The 16557-nt window shown below is 57.3% G+C and carries 14 protein-coding genes, 2 pseudogenes and 1 riboswitch; of the genes and pseudogenes, 10 read left to right on the top strand and 6 right to left on the bottom strand.

Translation table 11 applies throughout. From position 1 onward, the window contains the following. The first annotated feature begins 33 nt into the window (after window positions 1-33). The 4 genes from ACTJKV_RS17575 (at window position 34) to ribB (ending at window position 3822) form a co-directional block, all read left to right on the top strand. Complete coding sequence (locus ACTJKV_RS17575) at window positions 34-753, top strand: FadR/GntR family transcriptional regulator (RefSeq protein ID WP_062442744.1); 720 nt, start codon at window positions 34-36, stop codon at window positions 751-753. 119 nt (window positions 754-872) lie between these two features. Continuing rightward, a complete protein-coding gene (locus tag ACTJKV_RS17570; protein ID WP_440599161.1) occupies window positions 873-1754 on the top strand; it encodes an SMP-30/gluconolactonase/LRE family protein in 882 nt (293 codons plus the stop codon). A gap of 32 nt (window positions 1755-1786) precedes the next feature. After that, the gene (locus ACTJKV_RS17565; RefSeq protein ID WP_440599160.1) at window positions 1787-2719 is read left to right on the top strand and encodes a dihydrodipicolinate synthase family protein; all 933 of its coding nucleotides are present in this window, start codon (window positions 1787-1789) and stop codon (window positions 2717-2719) included. 210 nt (window positions 2720-2929) lie between these two features. Beyond that, a riboswitch (FMN riboswitch) is annotated at window positions 2930-3074 on the top strand. 112 nt (window positions 3075-3186) lie between these two features. Then, a complete protein-coding gene (ribB, locus tag ACTJKV_RS17560; protein WP_062426905.1) occupies window positions 3187-3822 on the top strand; it encodes a 3,4-dihydroxy-2-butanone-4-phosphate synthase in 636 nt (211 codons plus the stop codon). 69 nt (window positions 3823-3891) lie between these two features. Here the strand turns inward: ribB and ACTJKV_RS17555 are convergent, their stop codons facing one another. The 4 genes from ACTJKV_RS17555 to ACTJKV_RS17540 all read right to left on the bottom strand — a co-directional run bounded on the left by ACTJKV_RS17555 (window position 3892) and on the right by ACTJKV_RS17540 (window position 8318). Then, on the bottom strand, window positions 3892-4680 hold the full coding sequence (locus ACTJKV_RS17555) for an SDR family oxidoreductase (protein WP_440599159.1): 789 nt from the start codon (window positions 4678-4680) through the stop codon (window positions 3892-3894). Window positions 4681-4694: 14 nt separating this feature from the next. Next, window positions 4695-6173 (bottom strand): sugar ABC transporter ATP-binding protein, encoded by a 1479-nt coding sequence (locus ACTJKV_RS17550; protein WP_343107366.1) that lies wholly within the window; start codon window positions 6171-6173, stop codon window positions 4695-4697. A gap of 107 nt (window positions 6174-6280) precedes the next feature. After that, window positions 6281-7207: a substrate-binding domain-containing protein gene (locus ACTJKV_RS17545; RefSeq protein ID WP_113181006.1), complete on the bottom strand. Its 927-nt coding sequence runs from the start codon at window positions 7205-7207 to the stop codon at window positions 6281-6283. A gap of 130 nt (window positions 7208-7337) precedes the next feature. Next, the gene (locus tag ACTJKV_RS17540) at window positions 7338-8318 is read right to left on the bottom strand and encodes an ABC transporter permease (RefSeq protein WP_440599158.1); all 981 of its coding nucleotides are present in this window, start codon (window positions 8316-8318) and stop codon (window positions 7338-7340) included. A gap of 231 nt (window positions 8319-8549) precedes the next feature. Between ACTJKV_RS17540 and ACTJKV_RS17535 the strand changes: the two genes are divergently transcribed. From ACTJKV_RS17535 to ACTJKV_RS17515, 5 genes are all read left to right on the top strand, one after another. Next, entirely contained in the window at window positions 8550-9359 is an 810-nt protein-coding gene (locus ACTJKV_RS17535; RefSeq protein ID WP_062442763.1) for a transketolase, read from the top strand. Then, the gene (locus ACTJKV_RS17530) at window positions 9359-10315 is read left to right on the top strand and encodes a transketolase family protein (protein ID WP_274102902.1); all 957 of its coding nucleotides are present in this window, start codon (window positions 9359-9361) and stop codon (window positions 10313-10315) included. Before ACTJKV_RS17535 ends, ACTJKV_RS17530 begins: the two co-directional genes overlap by 1 nt. Window positions 10316-10454: 139 nt before the next feature. Beyond that, window positions 10455-11924 carry an FGGY family carbohydrate kinase gene (locus ACTJKV_RS17525; protein ID WP_440599157.1) on the top strand — a complete coding sequence of 490 codons (1470 nt, stop codon included), beginning with the start codon at window positions 10455-10457 and terminating at the stop codon, window positions 11922-11924. A gap of 18 nt (window positions 11925-11942) precedes the next feature. Then, window positions 11943-12896 (top strand): sugar-binding transcriptional regulator, encoded by a 954-nt coding sequence (locus ACTJKV_RS17520; protein ID WP_440599156.1) that lies wholly within the window; start codon window positions 11943-11945, stop codon window positions 12894-12896. Between the two features lie 28 nt (window positions 12897-12924). Next, window positions 12925-13710: an SDR family oxidoreductase gene (locus ACTJKV_RS17515; RefSeq protein WP_312808564.1), complete on the top strand. Its 786-nt coding sequence runs from the start codon at window positions 12925-12927 to the stop codon at window positions 13708-13710. Window positions 13711-13785: 75 nt separating this feature from the next. Here the strand turns inward: ACTJKV_RS17515 and ACTJKV_RS17510 are convergent. Beyond that, window positions 13786-14057: pseudogene (locus tag ACTJKV_RS17510) on the bottom strand (hypothetical protein); the annotation flags it as partial. Between the two features lie 338 nt (window positions 14058-14395). Here ACTJKV_RS17510 and ACTJKV_RS17505 point away from each other — a divergent pair. Continuing rightward, window positions 14396-15518: pseudogene (locus tag ACTJKV_RS17505) on the top strand (RHE_PE00001 family protein). A 100-nt stretch (window positions 15519-15618) separates the two neighbouring features. On the opposite strand, the gene ACTJKV_RS17500 reads toward ACTJKV_RS17505, so the two are convergent. Continuing rightward, window positions 15619-16242 carry a hypothetical protein gene (locus ACTJKV_RS17500; RefSeq protein ID WP_440599155.1) on the bottom strand — a complete coding sequence of 208 codons (624 nt, stop codon included), beginning with the start codon at window positions 16240-16242 and terminating at the stop codon, window positions 15619-15621. Window positions 16243-16557 lie beyond the last annotated feature (315 nt).

Genomic DNA, 16557 nt, shown 5'->3' with positions numbered 1-16557 from the left:
GTTCGAGCAGTTGAGAAAGGATAAGAGGCGCTGATGGACGGTCCAGTTGCGACGACGCCGACGAGAGGCGATACCCGCTTCAGCGATATCATTTACGAGAAAATCGTATCGATGATTGCGGACGGCCGTTTCCCGGTCAACGAGAGGTTGCCGTCCGAACAGAATCTTGCCGCCCTTTTGGGAGCGTCGCGCCCGGTAGTGCGAGAAGCACTGGAGCGCCTTCGCAATGATGACCTTATAGTGTCGCGCAAAGGATCGGGTTCCTATGTGCGACAAAGGCCAGACCGCTCGATTTTGCAGCAAGTGCCGGTTGGGTCTCTAGCTGATGTCCAACGTTTCTTTGAGTTCCGGGCGGGCCTCGAAGCGTCGGCGGCTGAATTGGCCGCCCGGAACTGGCAAGCTGTGGACCGCACTCGCATTTCTGACGCGATCCTGGCGCTGGAAAAATGCCTGGAGCGAGGAGACCTGGGTGCTGACGAAGATTTTGCGCTCCATGAGGCCATCGCGATTGCGAGTGGAAACCAGTTTCATGCGACAGTCCGAACCCTGTTCAGGCCTCACTTTTCCATCGGTCAGTCGGTTACGAGAAGCCTGAGTCTAAAGCGGCCTCCGCATCACGTGCGTGAGGTGCAGGGAGAACACACAGCAATTGTCGAGGCGATTTTCGCACGAAACGAACAGGCCGCTCACGACGCGATGAAGAACCATATCCTGATGGCACGTGCCCGCATGTTCCAAGGGGTGGGAAGTTAACAAAACATCTTCGGGACGACGACAATCCCGCATCGAACAATTTGAATGGGTGTGGTCTGGGGCCACACGCTGGAGCGGAGCTTTGTCTCGTGAGGCGGCTCGGGGGGAAAGAGGAAGGCATGATGTCACAAAGGATTTTCGAACCGAAAATTCGCTCGCTCATCGATACGCCGCTTTCAGTCGGAGAATCGCCCGTTTGGGACGAGCGAACCGGTGCTCTCTGGTTCGTCGATATTCTCGCACCGGCTGCCTATCGGCTGAGGGCGAACGGAAGTCTCGATCGTTTCGACATGCCGGCGGCGATTGGTTGCCTCGGTCTGTGCGAAAACGGCATGGTGCTCGCCGGACTACAGACTGGCGTTCATCTCCTTGATCCGGCAACAGGTCAACTTGAATTCTTCTGCGATCCTGACGGGGGAAGGCCGGACAGTCGCCTCAATGACGGTAAAGTCGGGCCGGACGGTCATTTCTGGGTGGGAACGCGAGACGAGGCCGTTCCTCAAACCGGGAATGCGAGACTCTATCGCGTTTCACCCGACCGCAGCTTCACCTGCCTGATTGATGGGGGATTGTTGACGTCCAACGGTCTGGCCTGGAGTCCCGACGGCCGACGCATGTACCACTCTGATAGTAGCGGCCCCATGCTCCAAGCCTTCGATTTCGATGCCGACACTGGTGCAGTTGGAGCTACAGAGCGTCTCCACGATTTTGTCCCTGGCGAAGGTAGACCGGATGGTGCTGCGACCGATTGCGAAGGCTACTATTGGAGCGCCGGCGTGCAGGGCGGTCGCTTGAATAGGATTTCCCCTGAAGGCCAGATCGTCGAAATTTACCAGATGCCTTTCGCCGGTCCCACCATGCCCTGTTTCGGCGGGCCGGATCTCAAGACGCTTTATGTTACCAGCCTGACAACCGGCGAGGGGACGTCGAGGGCACAAGGCACTCTCATCGCCTTCGATGCGCCTGTCGCCGGCGCTCCCGTTCAACGGTTTGCGCTTTAGCCGCACATCCTTTTCATTTGGAGATTTCTGACATGAACCGCTTCGACATGCGCGACCGATTGCACGGCGTATCAGGCGTGCCGATCACTGCCTACGGCACAGATGGTGAGATCGATGCACAGGTAACTGCCACGATTTACAGCCGCGTTGCGCGCGCCGGTATCCACAATATCGTGGCTGCGGGCAACACCGGCGAGTTCTACGCCTTGACGATCGATGAAATTCTCAAGGTTTATGAGGCCGCCATGGCAGGTGTGGAAGGCGTCGCGCCGGTAACGGCTGCCATCGGGAGGTCTCAGCGCGAGGCTGTTGCTATGGCACGGCGAGCAAAATCCATGGGCGCCTCGGCGGTGATGTCGCATCAGCCCGTGGATCCTTTCGCCGCGCCCCAATCCCAGATCGACTATTTCCGCGGACTTGCTGAAGCAAGCGAACTGCCGCTCGTCGCCTACGTCCGGGCTGAAGGCTTTAGCGTCGAAGATATGACGCGCCTTGCCGCTCATCCCAATATCGTCGGTATAAAGTTCGCGACGACAGACGTCATGTTACTGTCCCGCTCAATTGCCGCGTCCGACTCAAACGGTGCACTTTATGTATGCGGACTGGCCGAAAGCTGGGCGCCTGCTTTTGCTGCGGTTGGAGCGAGGGGCTTCACATCCGGGCTGGTCAATGTTGCCCCAGAGTTTTCGCTACAGGTGCAAGCGGCGCTCGCAGTTGGCGATTTTGCCGCTGCCCGTTCCGTCGTCGAGCGGATCGAGTTGTTCGAACGGCTGAGAACCAAGTATCGCAATGGCGCCAATGTAACCGTTGTGAAGGAAGCTGTTGCCCTGCAGGGCTTTCATGTCGGGCCGGTCCGTGAGCCAGGTCTTCCGGTCCTCGAAGCTGCTGACAGAGATGCACTGAGATCTCTCATGCAGTCCTGGGGACTATTGGCAGGCGCCGTTGCGGCGGATTCCGATCTTTGAGGGCTTCGACGGCGTGGTTGTAACGGAAGCGTTCAGCCCGGATTTCATGGCCTACTGCAAGAGGACGAAGGTTTGAACTTAATGGACGAGAGTCAAAGATCATGAAGTCTAGCTGCTAGTTGGGGTGCGGCAACTCGACAATCGAGCTTGTGCCTCCAATCAATGCATTATTTCTAACTTGAAATACCACTCCTGCTTGCCGTATGATTGTTTTGTTCTCAGGGCGGGGCGCAATTCCCCACCGGCGGTATCGGGATTGATCCCGGAGCCCGCGAGCGCTTCCGGGTTTCGGAAGGTCAGCAGATCCGGTGCGATGCCGGAGCCGACGGTATAGTCCGGATGGAAGAGAACAAGGTAGTGAGGATCCACATCCTGTGGGGCCTAATTACGTTGTTCGCCCAAGGGAAATTTGGCGTTTAATCAAACGCGAAAGTGCCGGAAACGGCATAACCCTTGAAAGGCAAGACATGACTATTTCAAAAATTGAAGACGCGATCGCAGCTATCTCTCGCGGTGACATGGTCATCGTTGTGGATGATGAGGATCGTGAAAATGAAGGCGATATCATCGCCGCCTCGGAGACCATCACCCCCGGCCAGATCGCATTCATGATGAGCCACGCTCGTGGTCTCATCTGTGTCGCCATGGAGGGAGAGCGACTGGACGAGTTGGAGCTTCCCTTGATGGTCCCGCGCAACACGGAATACCACAAAACAGCTTTTACCGTTTCGGTGGACTACATTCCTGGCACGACCACCGGCATTTCCGCACAGGACCGTGCCAAAACCGTGCACGCACTGGTCACGAAAGGGACGAAGCCGGAAGATTTTGCTCGGCCTGGACACATCTTTCCGTTGCGGGCCAATCCACAAGGCGTTCTCGGCCGCACCGGCCACACGGAAGCCGCTGTTGATCTCTGCCGTCTCGCAGGAAAGGCGCCCTCTGGGACCATCTGCGAAGTTGCCAATGACGATGGCACCATGGCCCGGCTGCCCGATCTAGAGGTGTTTGCCGAACGGCACGGTCTTTTGCTCGTGACGATTAAGGACTTGGTCGAATATGTGAATGCCCGGGAAGCCGAAGAGCGCAAGCAGGTGGCTTGAGGTCACCAATGCAAAATGCGCCCAGTTCGGGCGCATTTTCATTTTGTAATCTGGATCGAAGACTGCCGGTTACCAGCAGCAGAACCCGCCATCGACCAGAAGATCGACGCCGGTCACGAAGCTTGCTGCATCAGACAGCAGGAAGATGGCCGGACCAACCATTTCGTCGACATTGGCCATGCGCTGCATCGGCGTCTGCTCTTCAAAGAGTTTCGTCTGGTGAACCATTTCTGGACGCGTATTCATCGGCGTCGCTGTATAGCCGGGAGAGATCGTGTTGACGCGCAGGCCACGACCGACCCACTCCATCGCCATAGATTTCGACATGTGGATGACGCCTGCTTTGGAGGCGTTGTAGTGGCACTGCATCAGCCCGCGATTGACGATCACACCGGACATGGACGCAATGTTGACGATTGATCCGCGTCCGTGCTTCAACATGGCCTGAGCCTCAGCCTGGCAGGAAAGGAAAACGCCCTTCAGGTTGATATCCATCATCGTCTGAAACTGGCTCTCGTCCATTTCCTCTGCAGGATTGGCATTGGCGATGCCTGCAGCGTTGACGGCAAGCGACAGTGCTCCGAGATCAGCCTCGGTTTTGGCCACCGCGTCGGTCAGCGCCTGCTTGCTAGTGACATCTGCTGCAATCTGAACAGACTTGCGGCCGGCCCTTGCAATAAAGTCAGCCGTTTGTGCCAGGCCGTCGTCTGTGCGGCGGTCGAGCAACGCGACATCGGCACCGGCTTGTGCCAGGCCCATCGCGATGCGCTGGCCGATACCAGAACCCGCGCCCGTTACGAGGGCGACTTGACCGGAGAGATCGAAAAGCTTCGGCGCGTTAAGCGTAATGATGGACATGCAGATTTCCTTTTTCAGATTGTCGCCAGTTCCATAACGGACACATCGTTGGCTTCATCACGGTTGAGAATGCCAGCTTGATTTCCCTGGGCAAGCACGAGGATGCGACTGGAAACACCCAGCACTTCCTCAAGATCGGAGCTGACTACGATAACCGCCACGCCCTGTTTCGCCAGATCGACGATGATGTCGTAAATGCCGGCGCGTGCGCCGACATCGATGCCACGGGTTGGCTCATCCAGCACGACCACACGCGGGTTGCGCGCCAGCCACTTGGCGATGACGACCTTTTGCTGATTGCCACCAGAGAGATCGGATGCCGGCTGTTCACCTTTGCCTTTGACGCCAAACTTCGAAATGGCAGCATTGGCGAAGCGACGCTTGAGCCCGGGTGTGACCCAACGTGTTCCAAGCAAGTCGAGATTGGCGTAGATAATGTTTTCGCCGATTTCATGCTCGACCACGAGCCCTTGAAGCTTGCGATCCTCCGGCACCATGACGATGCCATGATCGATGGCATCGGAGGGTGATTTCAGGTTGAGCTGTTTGCCATTGAGGATGATTTGTCCCTGAGAAGTCGCATCTGCACCGGCAATTGCCCGCACCAATTCGGTCCGGCCAGCGCCGATGAGGCCTGCAATACCAAGAATTTCGCCGGCACGCACATCGAAGCTGACATTGCGAAATGCGTTGTTGACGCCTGTCAGTCCTTTGACCTCGAGCACGACCTTTTGGCTGGCCTTCGGTAGGGTAGGGAACATGCGCTCCAGCGAACGGCCGACCATGCTCTCCACGACGGTGCGTACGGGCGTAGAACTATCAGCGAACTCGTTGACCCGTTCTCCATCACGCAAGACGACGATCCGGTCGGTGATTTGTCGGATCTCCTCCATTCGGTGCGAAATGTAGATGATACCAACGCCCTCAGCCCTCAGCTTTCGGACCTGTTCGAACAGCGCCTGCGTTTCCGCCCCGCCAAGGGCTGCTGTCGGCTCGTCAAGGATGAGTAGCTTCGCATCAAGCGCCAGCGCCTTGGCGATCTCAATGAGCTGCTGGTTTGCAGTGGAAAGGCCTGCGACCTTGCGGGAGGCGGGAATGTGTAGATTGAGGCGGGCCAGTTGCTCCTGCGCGCGCCTCACCATCTCGGCACGATCGACCTTGCCATTTTTCATCGGCCAGCGCCCGATGAAAACATTCTCCGCAATGGATAGCTCAGGCAGAAGCTTCAGTTCCTGGTGTATCAGCACGACGCCCTTGTCGATCGCCTCGCGCGGCGAGGCGGGGGCGTAGGGTTGGCCAAGCCAGGTCATGGTGCCTTGCGATGGTTCGCGCGATCCCGCAATGATGCCAGACAGGGTCGATTTGCCCGCGCCGTTTTCGCCCAGAAGCGCGACGACCTCGCCAGCATGAACGTCGAGATCGACGTTTTTTAAGACCTCAAGCGGACCGTAACGTTTGCTGATGCCACGCAGCGAAAGAACCGGCTCACGCATGCTTGCGACCTCCCAAAACTTGCAATCGAGACAACCGGATGGTCGCAACGCGCCATGTCCGGTTCGAAGAGGTGGGGTGCCGCCGAGAAACGGCACCCGCAGTGTAATCAAGGATGGTTAGCAATAAAGCCGTCGACATTTTCCTTGGTGGTCAGGGTCGCATCCATCAACTGAACCGGTGCAACTTTCTCGCCGCCGACAATCTTCACGGCCATCTCGACAGCAGTGCGGCCCATCTTCTGCGTCTGCTGGGTGGCTGTCGCATTGAAGACTCCGTTCTTCAGCGCTTCGAGGGCCGCGGTGTCACCGTCAAAACCGCCAACAAAGATCTTCTGCGATGGATTGGCAACCTTGATGGCCTGCGCTGCGCCAAGTGCCAGACCGTCCGCCTGAGCGAAGACGATGGAGACATCCGGATTTGCCTGAAGCATGTTCTGCATGATCTGGAAGCCTTCGTCCTGGCTCCACATGTTCGACCATTGTTCAGCAACGATCTTCACATCCGGGTTCGCCTTGACGGATTCCATGCAGCCTTTGGTACGATCCACTTCTGGCGTCGTGCCCTTCTGGCCGTGAATGATGACCATCTTCCCCTTACCGCCAGCCTGCTTGATGATGTAGTCGCAGACTGACTTTGCAGATGCGACGGAATCAGTCGCCAGGAACGTATCGCCAGGCGCACCGTCTGCGTTACGGTCAACGTTGATGACAGGCACGCCGGCGGCCTTTGCAAGCTTCACCGGAACGGTCGCGGCAGCAGCACCGGCAGGAATGTAGATCAGCGCGTCGATATTCTGGGTCAGAAGATCCTGGATTTGGTTGACCTGCGTCGGGCCATCACCCTTAGCGTCGACGGTCACGACCGTGATGCCGCGCGTTTTGGCTTCTGCTTCCACCGACTGCTTGATCTGGTTGAAGAAGTTTGCCTGAAGATTGGCCACTGCAAGGCCGATCTTCTTGACTTCGGCGGCGTTCGCGGAGCCGAGTGAGAGGGCAAGTGCTGCCGATGCCAGTAGAATACGAGACAGTTTCATGTTGTTTTCCTCCGGTTTTGGTGATGGCTTTTGGGAGACTTTGCCTCCTCCCCTCGGGCCGGTTTCCTCCCCCTCCAGGAAGGGAGATGGTCTGTTGAGGGCGGAGTTGATCTCCGCCGAGACTTGAAGATCAGGCTCTTCTACGGCGCAGGGTTTCTGCCCCGACCGCCAGAACGATGACGACGCCGATGATGACCTGCTGAAGAAAAGGCGAGACGTTGAGAAGGTTGAGGCCGTTGCGCAGCACGCCGATAATGAGGACGCCAATAAGCGTACCGCCGATACCTCCAGCGCCGCCCGAGAGGGATGTGCCGCCAATGACAACCGCTGCAATCGTATCAAGCTCGTATCCAAAGCCGCTGGACGGCTGGACGGAGTCGAGGCGCGCTGCGAGAACGATACCGGCAAGACCTGCGAGAACAGCGCACACGACATAGACGCCGATAGTTACCAGTTGAACATTGATGCCGGCCAGACGTGCCACTTCAGCATTGCCGCCGACGGCATAGACGGTACGGCCTTCAGCACGGTAGCGCAAAAATGCCCATGAAACGGCGACGACAACTAGCATCAGAAGCACGGTCGCGGTTAGCACGCCGAAGTGCCGATCAATCGCGAGCATCATGAACCAGTCAGGAAAACCAACGATCTGCTGGCCGTCGGTGATCATGTTGGCAACACCACGCGCAACCGACATCATGGCAAGAGTAGCGATGAATGCAGGCACACGAAACACGGTGACAAGTATGCCGACAGCAAGCCCGCAAACGCCAGATGCCAGCAATGCTAGCACGATGGCTGCGCCCATTGGCATCTCGGCAACATTTGCAGTCCATCCCATGATCATCATCGACAGGGCAAGAACAGATCCCACCGAGAGATCGATGCCACCGAGCAGAATAACGAACGTCATGCCGACGGCCATGATGCCGAGAACGGTGATTTGATCAAGGATGTTCAAGCCATTGCGCAGCGACAGGAAATTATCGCTGGCAAAAGAGAGGAACACACACAGAAGCAGCAGACCGACGAGAGGTCCCGTGGCTCCACTTAACCAGGCGAGCGGATTTCTCATTTGGACGTTTGCGTCCTTGCGCTCCAACACGGTCATGGCTCCTCCCACTGGTCTTACGTTAGAACTTTTAATCCGATCAGAATAAATATTCACATACGGTGCAAAATTCATAATTCAGTTTCTGGACCCTTGTCAATAGCGCAGATGCAGGCGAGTGATTAAATGAAATGACCGCGCTGTCTCTTTTGGAACTTGACACTTCGGCCGCTTATGCAATTATATAGCTACATGTATAAATATTCACACGTGCATCTTGATGAGGATTTCATGGAGCCGAAAGAACTAGAGCGCGTAGCGCGCCAGATCCGCCTGCGCGATGTGCAAGCCGTTTTCGAAGCCGGTGCAGGTCATGTGGGTGGAGAAATGTCTGCCATCGATGTCATGACGGCGCTGTATTTCCGCGTCCTGCGCATTTGGCCGGATGATCCGAAGAACCCGGCGCGCGACCGCTTCGTCCTATCAAAGGGGCATACGGCATGCGCCCTTTACGTCACGCTCGCCAAGCGCGGCTTTATTCCGGAAGACGAAATCTCAACTTTCCTGCAGCCTAATTCGCGTCTGAATGGCCATCCCAACTGTAATAAGGTGCCGGGTGTCGAGACAAATACCGGGCCACTTGGCCACGGCCTGCCGGTTGCGGTCGGCATGGCCAAAGCCGCCAAGCTTTCTGGCGCCGATTACCACACCTATGTGATGACCGGCGACGGCGAGATGCAGGAAGGCTCTAACTGGGAAGCGATTATGTCTGCCGCCCAGTTTGGCCTCAATAATCTGACGCTTATCATTGATCACAATCGCTTCCAGCAAGGTGCGGCGCTCTCTGACACCAACGATATTGCACCGCTTCGACCCAAGCTGGAAGCATTCGGCTGGGACGTCTCTGAAATCAACGGTAACGAGATGGGCGAGGTCGTTCCCGCACTCGAACACCGTAGCGATCGCCCGCACTGCATCGTGGCCCATACCAACAAGGGCCATGGCATATCCTTCATGCAGGACAAGGTGGATTGGCACCACAAGGTGCCGAGCAAAGAACAATATGACATCGCCGTCAAAGAACTTTCGGAGGCATTATAATGAACGCGCCCGTATCTGCCCCCAAACTCCATGACTGCCGCGATGCCTTCGCCGAGACAATTGAGATGCTTGCCGCAAACGACTCACGCGTTGTCGCCGTATGCAATGACTCGGTCGGCTCGTCAAAGCTCGGCGGCTTCAAGGCGAAGTTTCCAGAACGTCTGGTCAATGTCGGTATTGCCGAGCAAAACATGGTTGGTGTTGGTGCTGGTCTTGCAAATGGTGGGCAACTGCCCTTCGTCTGCGGCGCGTCCTGCTTTTTGACAGGCCGCGCTCTGGAGCAGATCAAGGCCGATCTTGCCTATTCCAATGCCAATGTAAAACTTGTCGGCATTTCGTCGGGCATGGCTTATGGCGAGCTTGGGCCGACACACCACTCCATCGAGGATTTCGCGTGGACGCGTGTTTTGCCAAATCTGCCGGTGATTGCGCCTTGTGATCGTATCGAAACTGCCGCTGCAGTGAAATGGGCGGCTGAGTATGCAGGCCCTTGCTTCCTGCGCCTGTCGCGTGTCGGCGTGCCGGATCTGCTGCCGGAAGGGCATATCTTCGAACTCGGCAAAGCCAATCTCCTGCGCGACGGCACGGATTTGACTTTGATCGCTAACGGCACCCTGACACACCGCATGGTCAAGGCCGCAGACATCCTGGCAACACGCGGCATTAAAGCTCGCGTTTTGAACATGGCAACCGTGCGACCGATCGATGAAGCGGCCATCGTTGCGGCGGCAACGGAAACAGGTGCGATCCTGACGGCGGAAGAACACTCGATCTATGGCGGGCTGGGTTCTGCCATCGCCGAAGTGGTTGTGGAGCAGGCTCCGGTGCCAATGAAACGCCTCGGCGTTCCCGGCGTCTTTGCCCATACCGGCCCGGCCGAATGGCTGCTCGATGAGTTCGGGATGGCACCGGCCGCTATTGCCGACGCGGCTCAGGCACTGATCAAAAGAAAATAAGTCTCCTCCCTGCCGCTCACGTCTCCATCTTTGAGGCGTGGGCGGCGCCCTTTTTCACAACCGCGTGGTACTTCGATTTGCCTGACAATCCCGGCTAGGATCACGCGCCAACACTATCTGCTGGGAAAAGAGCATAGCGATGCGCGCCATTTTGTCTGTCGATCAGGGTACTACGAATTCCAAAGCAATTCTGGTTTCGGAAGAGGGAGCGATCCTCTCGCGAGGCTCGGCACCCGTCGGTATCGCTTATCCACAGCCCGGCTGGGTGGAGCAGGACCCAAAACGCATCTGGTCCTCCGTCTTAGAAGCTATCGACGGTTGCCTCAAAGCCGCGCCAGTCACTGTGTGCGTGGAGGCAATCGCTATCTCCAACCAGCGCGAATCCGTAACGATCTGGGATGCAGTGACAGGTGATCCGCTCGGGCCCGTCCTGAGTTGGCAATGCCGCCGCACCGCATCCGCATGTGCGGATCTCATCCAAGGTGGCCACGCCGATCGTGTCATGGCGCTCACGGGCCTTCCTATCGACCCAATGTTTCCCGGCGCCAAAATGCGATGGTTGCTCGACCGCGCGCCCAAAGGTCGCAAGGTCAGGCTCGGCACTATCGATAGCTGGCTGATCCATTGCTTCACTGGCGGTCAGGTCCATGCCTGTGACGCGTCAAACGCAGCCCGCAGCCAAGCCTTGGATCTCAAGCGGCTCGTCTGGAGCGACGAACTCTGCACGCTCTTCGGCGTCGACATTAACGCCCTTCCGGATGTTCGTGATAGTAGCGGCGAATTCGGCGTGACTAAAGACGTCCCTGGCATCAAAGACGGGACGCCTATTCTGGCGGCGATTGGCGACAGTCACGCCGCGCTCTTCGGCCACGGGGCATTCAATCCTGGCGATGGCAAGGTGACCTTTGGTACCGGATCCTCGGTCATGACCACATTGCCGCACTTCATTGCACCCAAACAGGGCATCACCACGACGGTAGCTTGGCAGCTCGCGGGCACGCCGACCTTCGCGTTCGAAGGCAATATTCTGGTCTCTGCCGCCTCGCTACCATGGATGGCCGATATCCTCGGGTTGCCAGATGTCGCCGCTCTGGTGGAATTGGCCTCGACGGCCGCGCCGGGTGGGCCCGGTTTCGTGCCGGCCTTCGTCGGCCTCGGCGCACCTTACTGGGATTCGGATTGTCGCGCTCTTTTTTCCCAAGTGAATTTTTCCACAAGCCGCGCACAGATGGCGCGTGCCGTGACCGATTCCATCGCTTTTCAGGTTCACGACGTCTTCGCCGCGATGGGTGCCCAATCTCCCACAGATTTTGGCCGACTGTTCGTCGATGGCGGACCGAGCCAGAACCGCTTTCTGATGCAATGCGTGGCGGATATGCTGGATCATCCTCTCATCCAGCGCGATGCACCGGAAGCTTCCGCCTTGGGCGCTGCATATCTGGCTGGTCTCGCAATCGGCATGTGGCCCGATCTCCAGACGATTGCCGGCCTCAACGCCAGCGGTACGCAGATCGCGCCTGTAACATCCGGTAAAAATGAGAAGCTCGCCACATGGAAGGATGCGATTGCCCGCTCGACCTTAAGAATCCCGTCCGATAAGAGTGAATAAAAATTCACTGGAGGTTTCATGGGTAGGATCAACGAACTTCGCCTGATCTCGCGGGTCGCTCAGATGTATTATAGCGAGCACAAGCGTCAGGCTGAAATTGCCGAGCACCTGCATCTGTCGCAAGCAACGGTCTCTCGCATGCTGAAGCGTGCGGAGGCCGAAGGCATCGTTCGCACCAGCATCATACCGCCCGTTGGCACCTTCAATGATCTGGAAACCCGGCTGCGTGAGCGCTACGACGTGCCGGAAGCCATTGTGGTGGATTGCAGCGAGGATCGCGATGGCGCGATCATGGCGCGCATCGGTGAGGCAGCGGCCCACTTTCTGGAAGTGACACTTTCGCAGAACGAAATCATCGGCGTGTCCAGCTGGAGCCAGACCATTTTCAAAATGGTGGAGAACATCCATCCGCTGAAGGGCGCGAAGGCGAAATACATCGTGCAGACGCTCGGCGGCATGGGGGATCCATCCGTGCAGACGCACGCCACGCAGATCACCACGCGGCTTGCGCGGCTGACGGAGGCAGAGCCGAAGCTGCTCGCCGTGCCCGGTGTCGCCACGTCGCGCGAAGCAAAGCTTTTGATGCTGTCCGATCCCTTCGTGCGTGACACGATCGATCTCTTCGGCTCCATCACGCTCGCAGTCGTCGGCGTCGGCGCGGTTGAACCGTCAGAACTTCTCGCCCGCTCCGGCAACATCTTCTCCGCCAAGGAACTCGCCGATCTCGCGCAGGCGGGTGCCGTCGGCGATATTTCGCTGCGCTTTTTTGATAAGGAAGGGCGCCCGGTCAAGACACCACTCGATGACCGGGTCATAGGTCTGCCGCTCGAAAACCTCTCCAATGTCGACCGCGTGATTGCGCTGGCCGGCGGGGCCAAGAAGACGGAAGCCATTGCAGGCGCACTCAGAACCGGCGTGATCGACGTTCTGGTCACCGATAAATTTACCGCCGAACGTCTGGTCGGCCTATAGCGAGTTCCAAGTTTCATGAGGAGGAGAGATGAAACGTTTTGAAGGTCAGTCCGTCTTTGTCAGTGGCGGCAACAAGGGTATCGGTTACGGCATTGCTCGTCGCTTCGCTGAAGAAGGAGCAAAGGTCGCCATCGCTGCTGTAGAGAAGGACATTCCGGATGTCGCGGCGAAGCTTGCCGAAGAAACCGGCGTTCGAACCTTTGGCGTCACGCTTGATGTGCGTGATGCCGCAGCGGTTCGTGAAGCTTACGAGGCGGCGGAGACCGCGCTCGGAGCCCTTTCCATCTCTGTTCAAAATGCGGGCGTCATCACCATTTCCAAAGTCGAGGATCTAACTGAGGATCAGTGGGACCTAAATATAGAGGTCAATACCAAGGGCGCATTTCTTTGCTGCCAGGAAGCTATCCGCCGTTTTCGCCAGAGCGGAACGAAGGGTCGCCTCATCAACACCGCCTCTGGCCAGGCTCGACAAGGCTTCATCTACACGCCGCACTATGCCGCATCTAAGTTCGGGGTTGTCGGTCTGACCCAAAGCCTTGCCAAGGAGCTCGCCCCAGAGGGTATTACCGTCAACGCTATCTGCCCTGGCATCATCCATACGGAAATGTGGGATTATAACGATCGCGTCTGGGGCAAAATGCTTGGGGACTACAAGCCGGGCGAGCTGATGTCTGAATGGGTAGCCAATATTCCCATGCGTCGTGCGGGTACACCGGCAGAAGTAGCAGCTCTGGTCGCGTTCTTGGCCTCGGAAGATGCTGCCTACATCACGGGTCAGACCATCAATGTCGATGGCGGTCTGATTATGTCTTGATGGTTCCCTACGTTCTGCCCTGTCTCGTGTAGAAGCGGCTAAAAAATGATATTCCGCTGTCTAGAGGCAGGATTGTCACCTAGATAAGCGGCAAGCTGATGCCGTCCAAGCCTTAAAGATCCACGGCATAGGGGTGTGGATTTCGCTGATAGGTCCGCCGTTTGCGATGCGCTCAAGCGTCTGCGTCAACCCGTCTTGGGGATCGACGGAATTTATCTTTGGAGTCTGCATCATCGTCGCGATTGTCGCCCATGTTTTGCCGCCGCCGTCACTGCCAGCGAAGAAACTGTCTTTTTTTGTATGATCGCCTGCGGTCTGATCGCTCGCTCAACTACGTTGGAGCCGATCTAGACACGGCGGTCCCACATGCGCGGCGGCGGTGAGAAGTCATCACTGTATCGCATGCAACTGCACCTCGGCGCCTGGGTGCTTGGTACGGATGCCAACAATTGAACGCTGTGCGCAGTATTGGAGTATACTTAAAAATTATCAACATAGATAAATAGAACTAAGTATTAGCGTCATGAATTAAGGTTAAATATAAGCCTGTGATATGAATTGAAATTTTTTCACTTCCGATAAGAGGTACTTATCAAAGGTTATGCAACCAACCATGACCCATACGAAGTGCCTAATCTTAATGGTGAGATAGCTTTCATTTAAGCTTCTGTTAACCACGATTTCAATGGCTTACGATCTCGCGAAAATCGGCATGAGTGGCTTGATACGGACCGCTTTCGACGCAGGTATCGCTCTGACCCGTCTCGACGAGCGCATCGCCCACTCGATGGCCGGCGCCGGCTTCCTCGAGCGTGAAAAATTTCGCCGACGCCTGTGCCTCGCTGTGGATCGACGGCGAACTTGTCCATCTCGAAGACCTCGTTCTGCATGACGCCATTCGCGATATTCGCACACCCCACCCACGAACCGACAATCGCCAGCGACGTGCTCCGCACCCGTCGGCGTATGGCGGCCCAGTTGCCCGATTGGGCGCCCTCCGCAGAAGGTGTCCGAACCTTGCTACAGACGTCCAACATGACTCCGGCCGGCGATGAGGGGGGCAAGCCAAGCGGCGCCATTCGGCCTGCGGCGCCCCTAGATCCGGAAGGGGAGGGAGGCGATGGCGACGAAGCCGAGAATCTCCCCGGCGTCGACTATGCTGCTATCGATGCGCTGCTCGCACGCTCTGACGCTGCGATTGAACGAGCCAAAAAGCCCGGCCGGGCTCCGGCCGATCCGCTGGTCTATGATCTCGACTGGGACGAGGATGCGCGGCTCGACGAATGGCATGCGGTATTGCGCCAAGTCGAAAATCTGCCGGCGGTGCTGCAGGCGATCGTCGCCCTCGATGCCTGGAACGAGATTTCCGTGCTGTAGCACGCGCCCTGGCTTGGCCGGTTGTTTTCCGCATTGATTCTGCGCCAGTCCGGCGTCAGCAACGGCGCCCATCTCGCGGGAATCAATCTCGGACTGAAAACCATCCCCGTTGATCGCCGCCGGCATCGCGATCGGGGGACTCGGTTGCTCGCCATCGCAAACGGACTTTTGGCGGCCGCCGAGATCGGTATGAGAGAACATGACCGGCTGACGCTGGCGAAGACGATGATGGATCGGAAGCTGGAAGGGCGCCGAACCTCTTCGAAACTGCCAAAACTGGTCGAGCTGGTGATGGCGAAGCCGCTGGTGTCGGCGGAATGGTGGCGAAGTCCCTCGACGTCACGCCGCAGGCGGCGCGGCGGATTGTTTTGGAGCTGGACGGGCGCGAGATGACGGGGAGGGGGAGGTTTCGGGCGTGGGGGGTGTCGTAGTGCACAGTTGCAACCGCCGCGGTTAGCGCCACCCCCGCCTTGGTCAAATGCTGGTCCTGCAGAGGGTCCACTAGCGAGCGAAGACCCCCAGGCGGCGCGATTACTCTGTCACCAAGTCGCCTTCTGCGGCGAGCTTGAGGACCACCGGCACCGGCAGGTCTTTCACCTTAGCGCTTGTTAGGCGTGGATCGCCGATCGGGCTTCTAAATAATTCCAGGAAAAACCGGTACGATGTCCACGTACAGGCTTCATAAAGATCTCGATTCGTCGAGCCCGATATTTTGCTGGCGGATCCGCATCTCATGTCATTCATGGCGTAGTTGAACACGAAGGAGGCGGGCGTCACCGCCAGCATCTTGTCGCACTGTCCGATTAGATCCATTTGCTCTGTTTTGCTCATAAGCGCGCCGGGCTGGTGGCGCTTCGCCTGTATAAGGACCGCTTTAGAGTAAGTCTGGATCTTTGTCTTCACCGCGACGTGGATGATCACGTCAGCGCCGATGCGTCCTTCTTCGCTAGCGACGCCTTTTCGGTGTCGAAGAATTGAGCTTGACCACTCAACGCCGGCGATGTTTTTGCTAAATTCGGCATCGAGATTGCCGACAAGGACGCCTGTAAGATCGTCCTCATCTGTAACTAAACCATCACCGTATTTGCGCATCGCCCGATGGACTGCACTATCCGCTGCCTTGGCAGCCCTTCGCATGGCTTCTTCAAATCCCATATTCGTCCCAGACAGCCCGGCGCTCAAATGTTGTTTTTAAAGCAATTTCGCCGGACAATCACTTTTGCCGACAATTCACTCTAGGGGCAGTATATGCACCATATCAATGCAGAAAGCGGGTTTGGGGAAGCTATTCGCCGATTTTCTGCGCAGAGCTAGCGGTTGTGAAGACAAAAGCCAGTGCAAAACGGTTGCGCTGATCCAAACCGTGAGCATAGGCAGAAGCTTAAATGACGACGATCCATCCTCGAGGGATAAGTCTTTCGCCACTGCCGCCTCGTCGGGCCGAACCCCAGGCAACGAATGCTGGGCCGA

The sequence above is a fragment of the Agrobacterium sp. 22117 genome, assembly GCF_052045735.1.
In the GTDB taxonomy this organism is placed as follows: domain Bacteria; phylum Pseudomonadota; class Alphaproteobacteria; order Rhizobiales; family Rhizobiaceae; genus Agrobacterium; species Agrobacterium cavarae.
The sequence above is the reverse complement of the archived record's forward strand: the minus strand, read 5'-3'. Positions and strand labels throughout refer to the sequence as shown.

What these genes read in the sequence shown, in the direction of transcription:
- ACTJKV_RS17550 (WP_343107366.1), bottom strand. Translation starts at nt 6,173, where the DNA reads ATGCGTGAGCCGGTTCTTTCGCTGCGTGGCATCAGCAAACGTTACGGT.
- ACTJKV_RS17500 (WP_440599155.1), bottom strand. Translation starts at nt 16,242, where the DNA reads ATGGGATTTGAAGAAGCCATGCGAAGGGCTGCCAAGGCAGCGGATAGT.
- ACTJKV_RS17555 (WP_440599159.1), bottom strand. Translation starts at nt 4,680, where the DNA reads ATGTCCATCATTACGCTTAACGCGCCGAAGCTTTTCGATCTCTCCGGT.
- ACTJKV_RS17515 (WP_312808564.1), top strand. Translation starts at nt 12,925, where the DNA reads ATGAAACGTTTTGAAGGTCAGTCCGTCTTTGTCAGTGGCGGCAACAAG.
- ribB (WP_062426905.1), top strand. Translation starts at nt 3,187, where the DNA reads ATGACTATTTCAAAAATTGAAGACGCGATCGCAGCTATCTCTCGCGGT.
- ACTJKV_RS17570 (WP_440599161.1), top strand. Translation starts at nt 873, where the DNA reads ATGATGTCACAAAGGATTTTCGAACCGAAAATTCGCTCGCTCATCGAT.
- ACTJKV_RS17540 (WP_440599158.1), bottom strand. Translation starts at nt 8,318, where the DNA reads ATGACCGTGTTGGAGCGCAAGGACGCAAACGTCCAAATGAGAAATCCG.
- ACTJKV_RS17565 (WP_440599160.1), top strand. Translation starts at nt 1,787, where the DNA reads ATGAACCGCTTCGACATGCGCGACCGATTGCACGGCGTATCAGGCGTG.
- ACTJKV_RS17575 (WP_062442744.1), top strand. Translation starts at nt 34, where the DNA reads ATGGACGGTCCAGTTGCGACGACGCCGACGAGAGGCGATACCCGCTTC.
- ACTJKV_RS17535 (WP_062442763.1), top strand. Translation starts at nt 8,550, where the DNA reads ATGGAGCCGAAAGAACTAGAGCGCGTAGCGCGCCAGATCCGCCTGCGC.
- ACTJKV_RS17520 (WP_440599156.1), top strand. Translation starts at nt 11,943, where the DNA reads ATGGGTAGGATCAACGAACTTCGCCTGATCTCGCGGGTCGCTCAGATG.
- ACTJKV_RS17530 (WP_274102902.1), top strand. Translation starts at nt 9,359, where the DNA reads ATGAACGCGCCCGTATCTGCCCCCAAACTCCATGACTGCCGCGATGCC.
- ACTJKV_RS17545 (WP_113181006.1), bottom strand. Translation starts at nt 7,207, where the DNA reads ATGAAACTGTCTCGTATTCTACTGGCATCGGCAGCACTTGCCCTCTCA.
- ACTJKV_RS17525 (WP_440599157.1), top strand. Translation starts at nt 10,455, where the DNA reads ATGCGCGCCATTTTGTCTGTCGATCAGGGTACTACGAATTCCAAAGCA.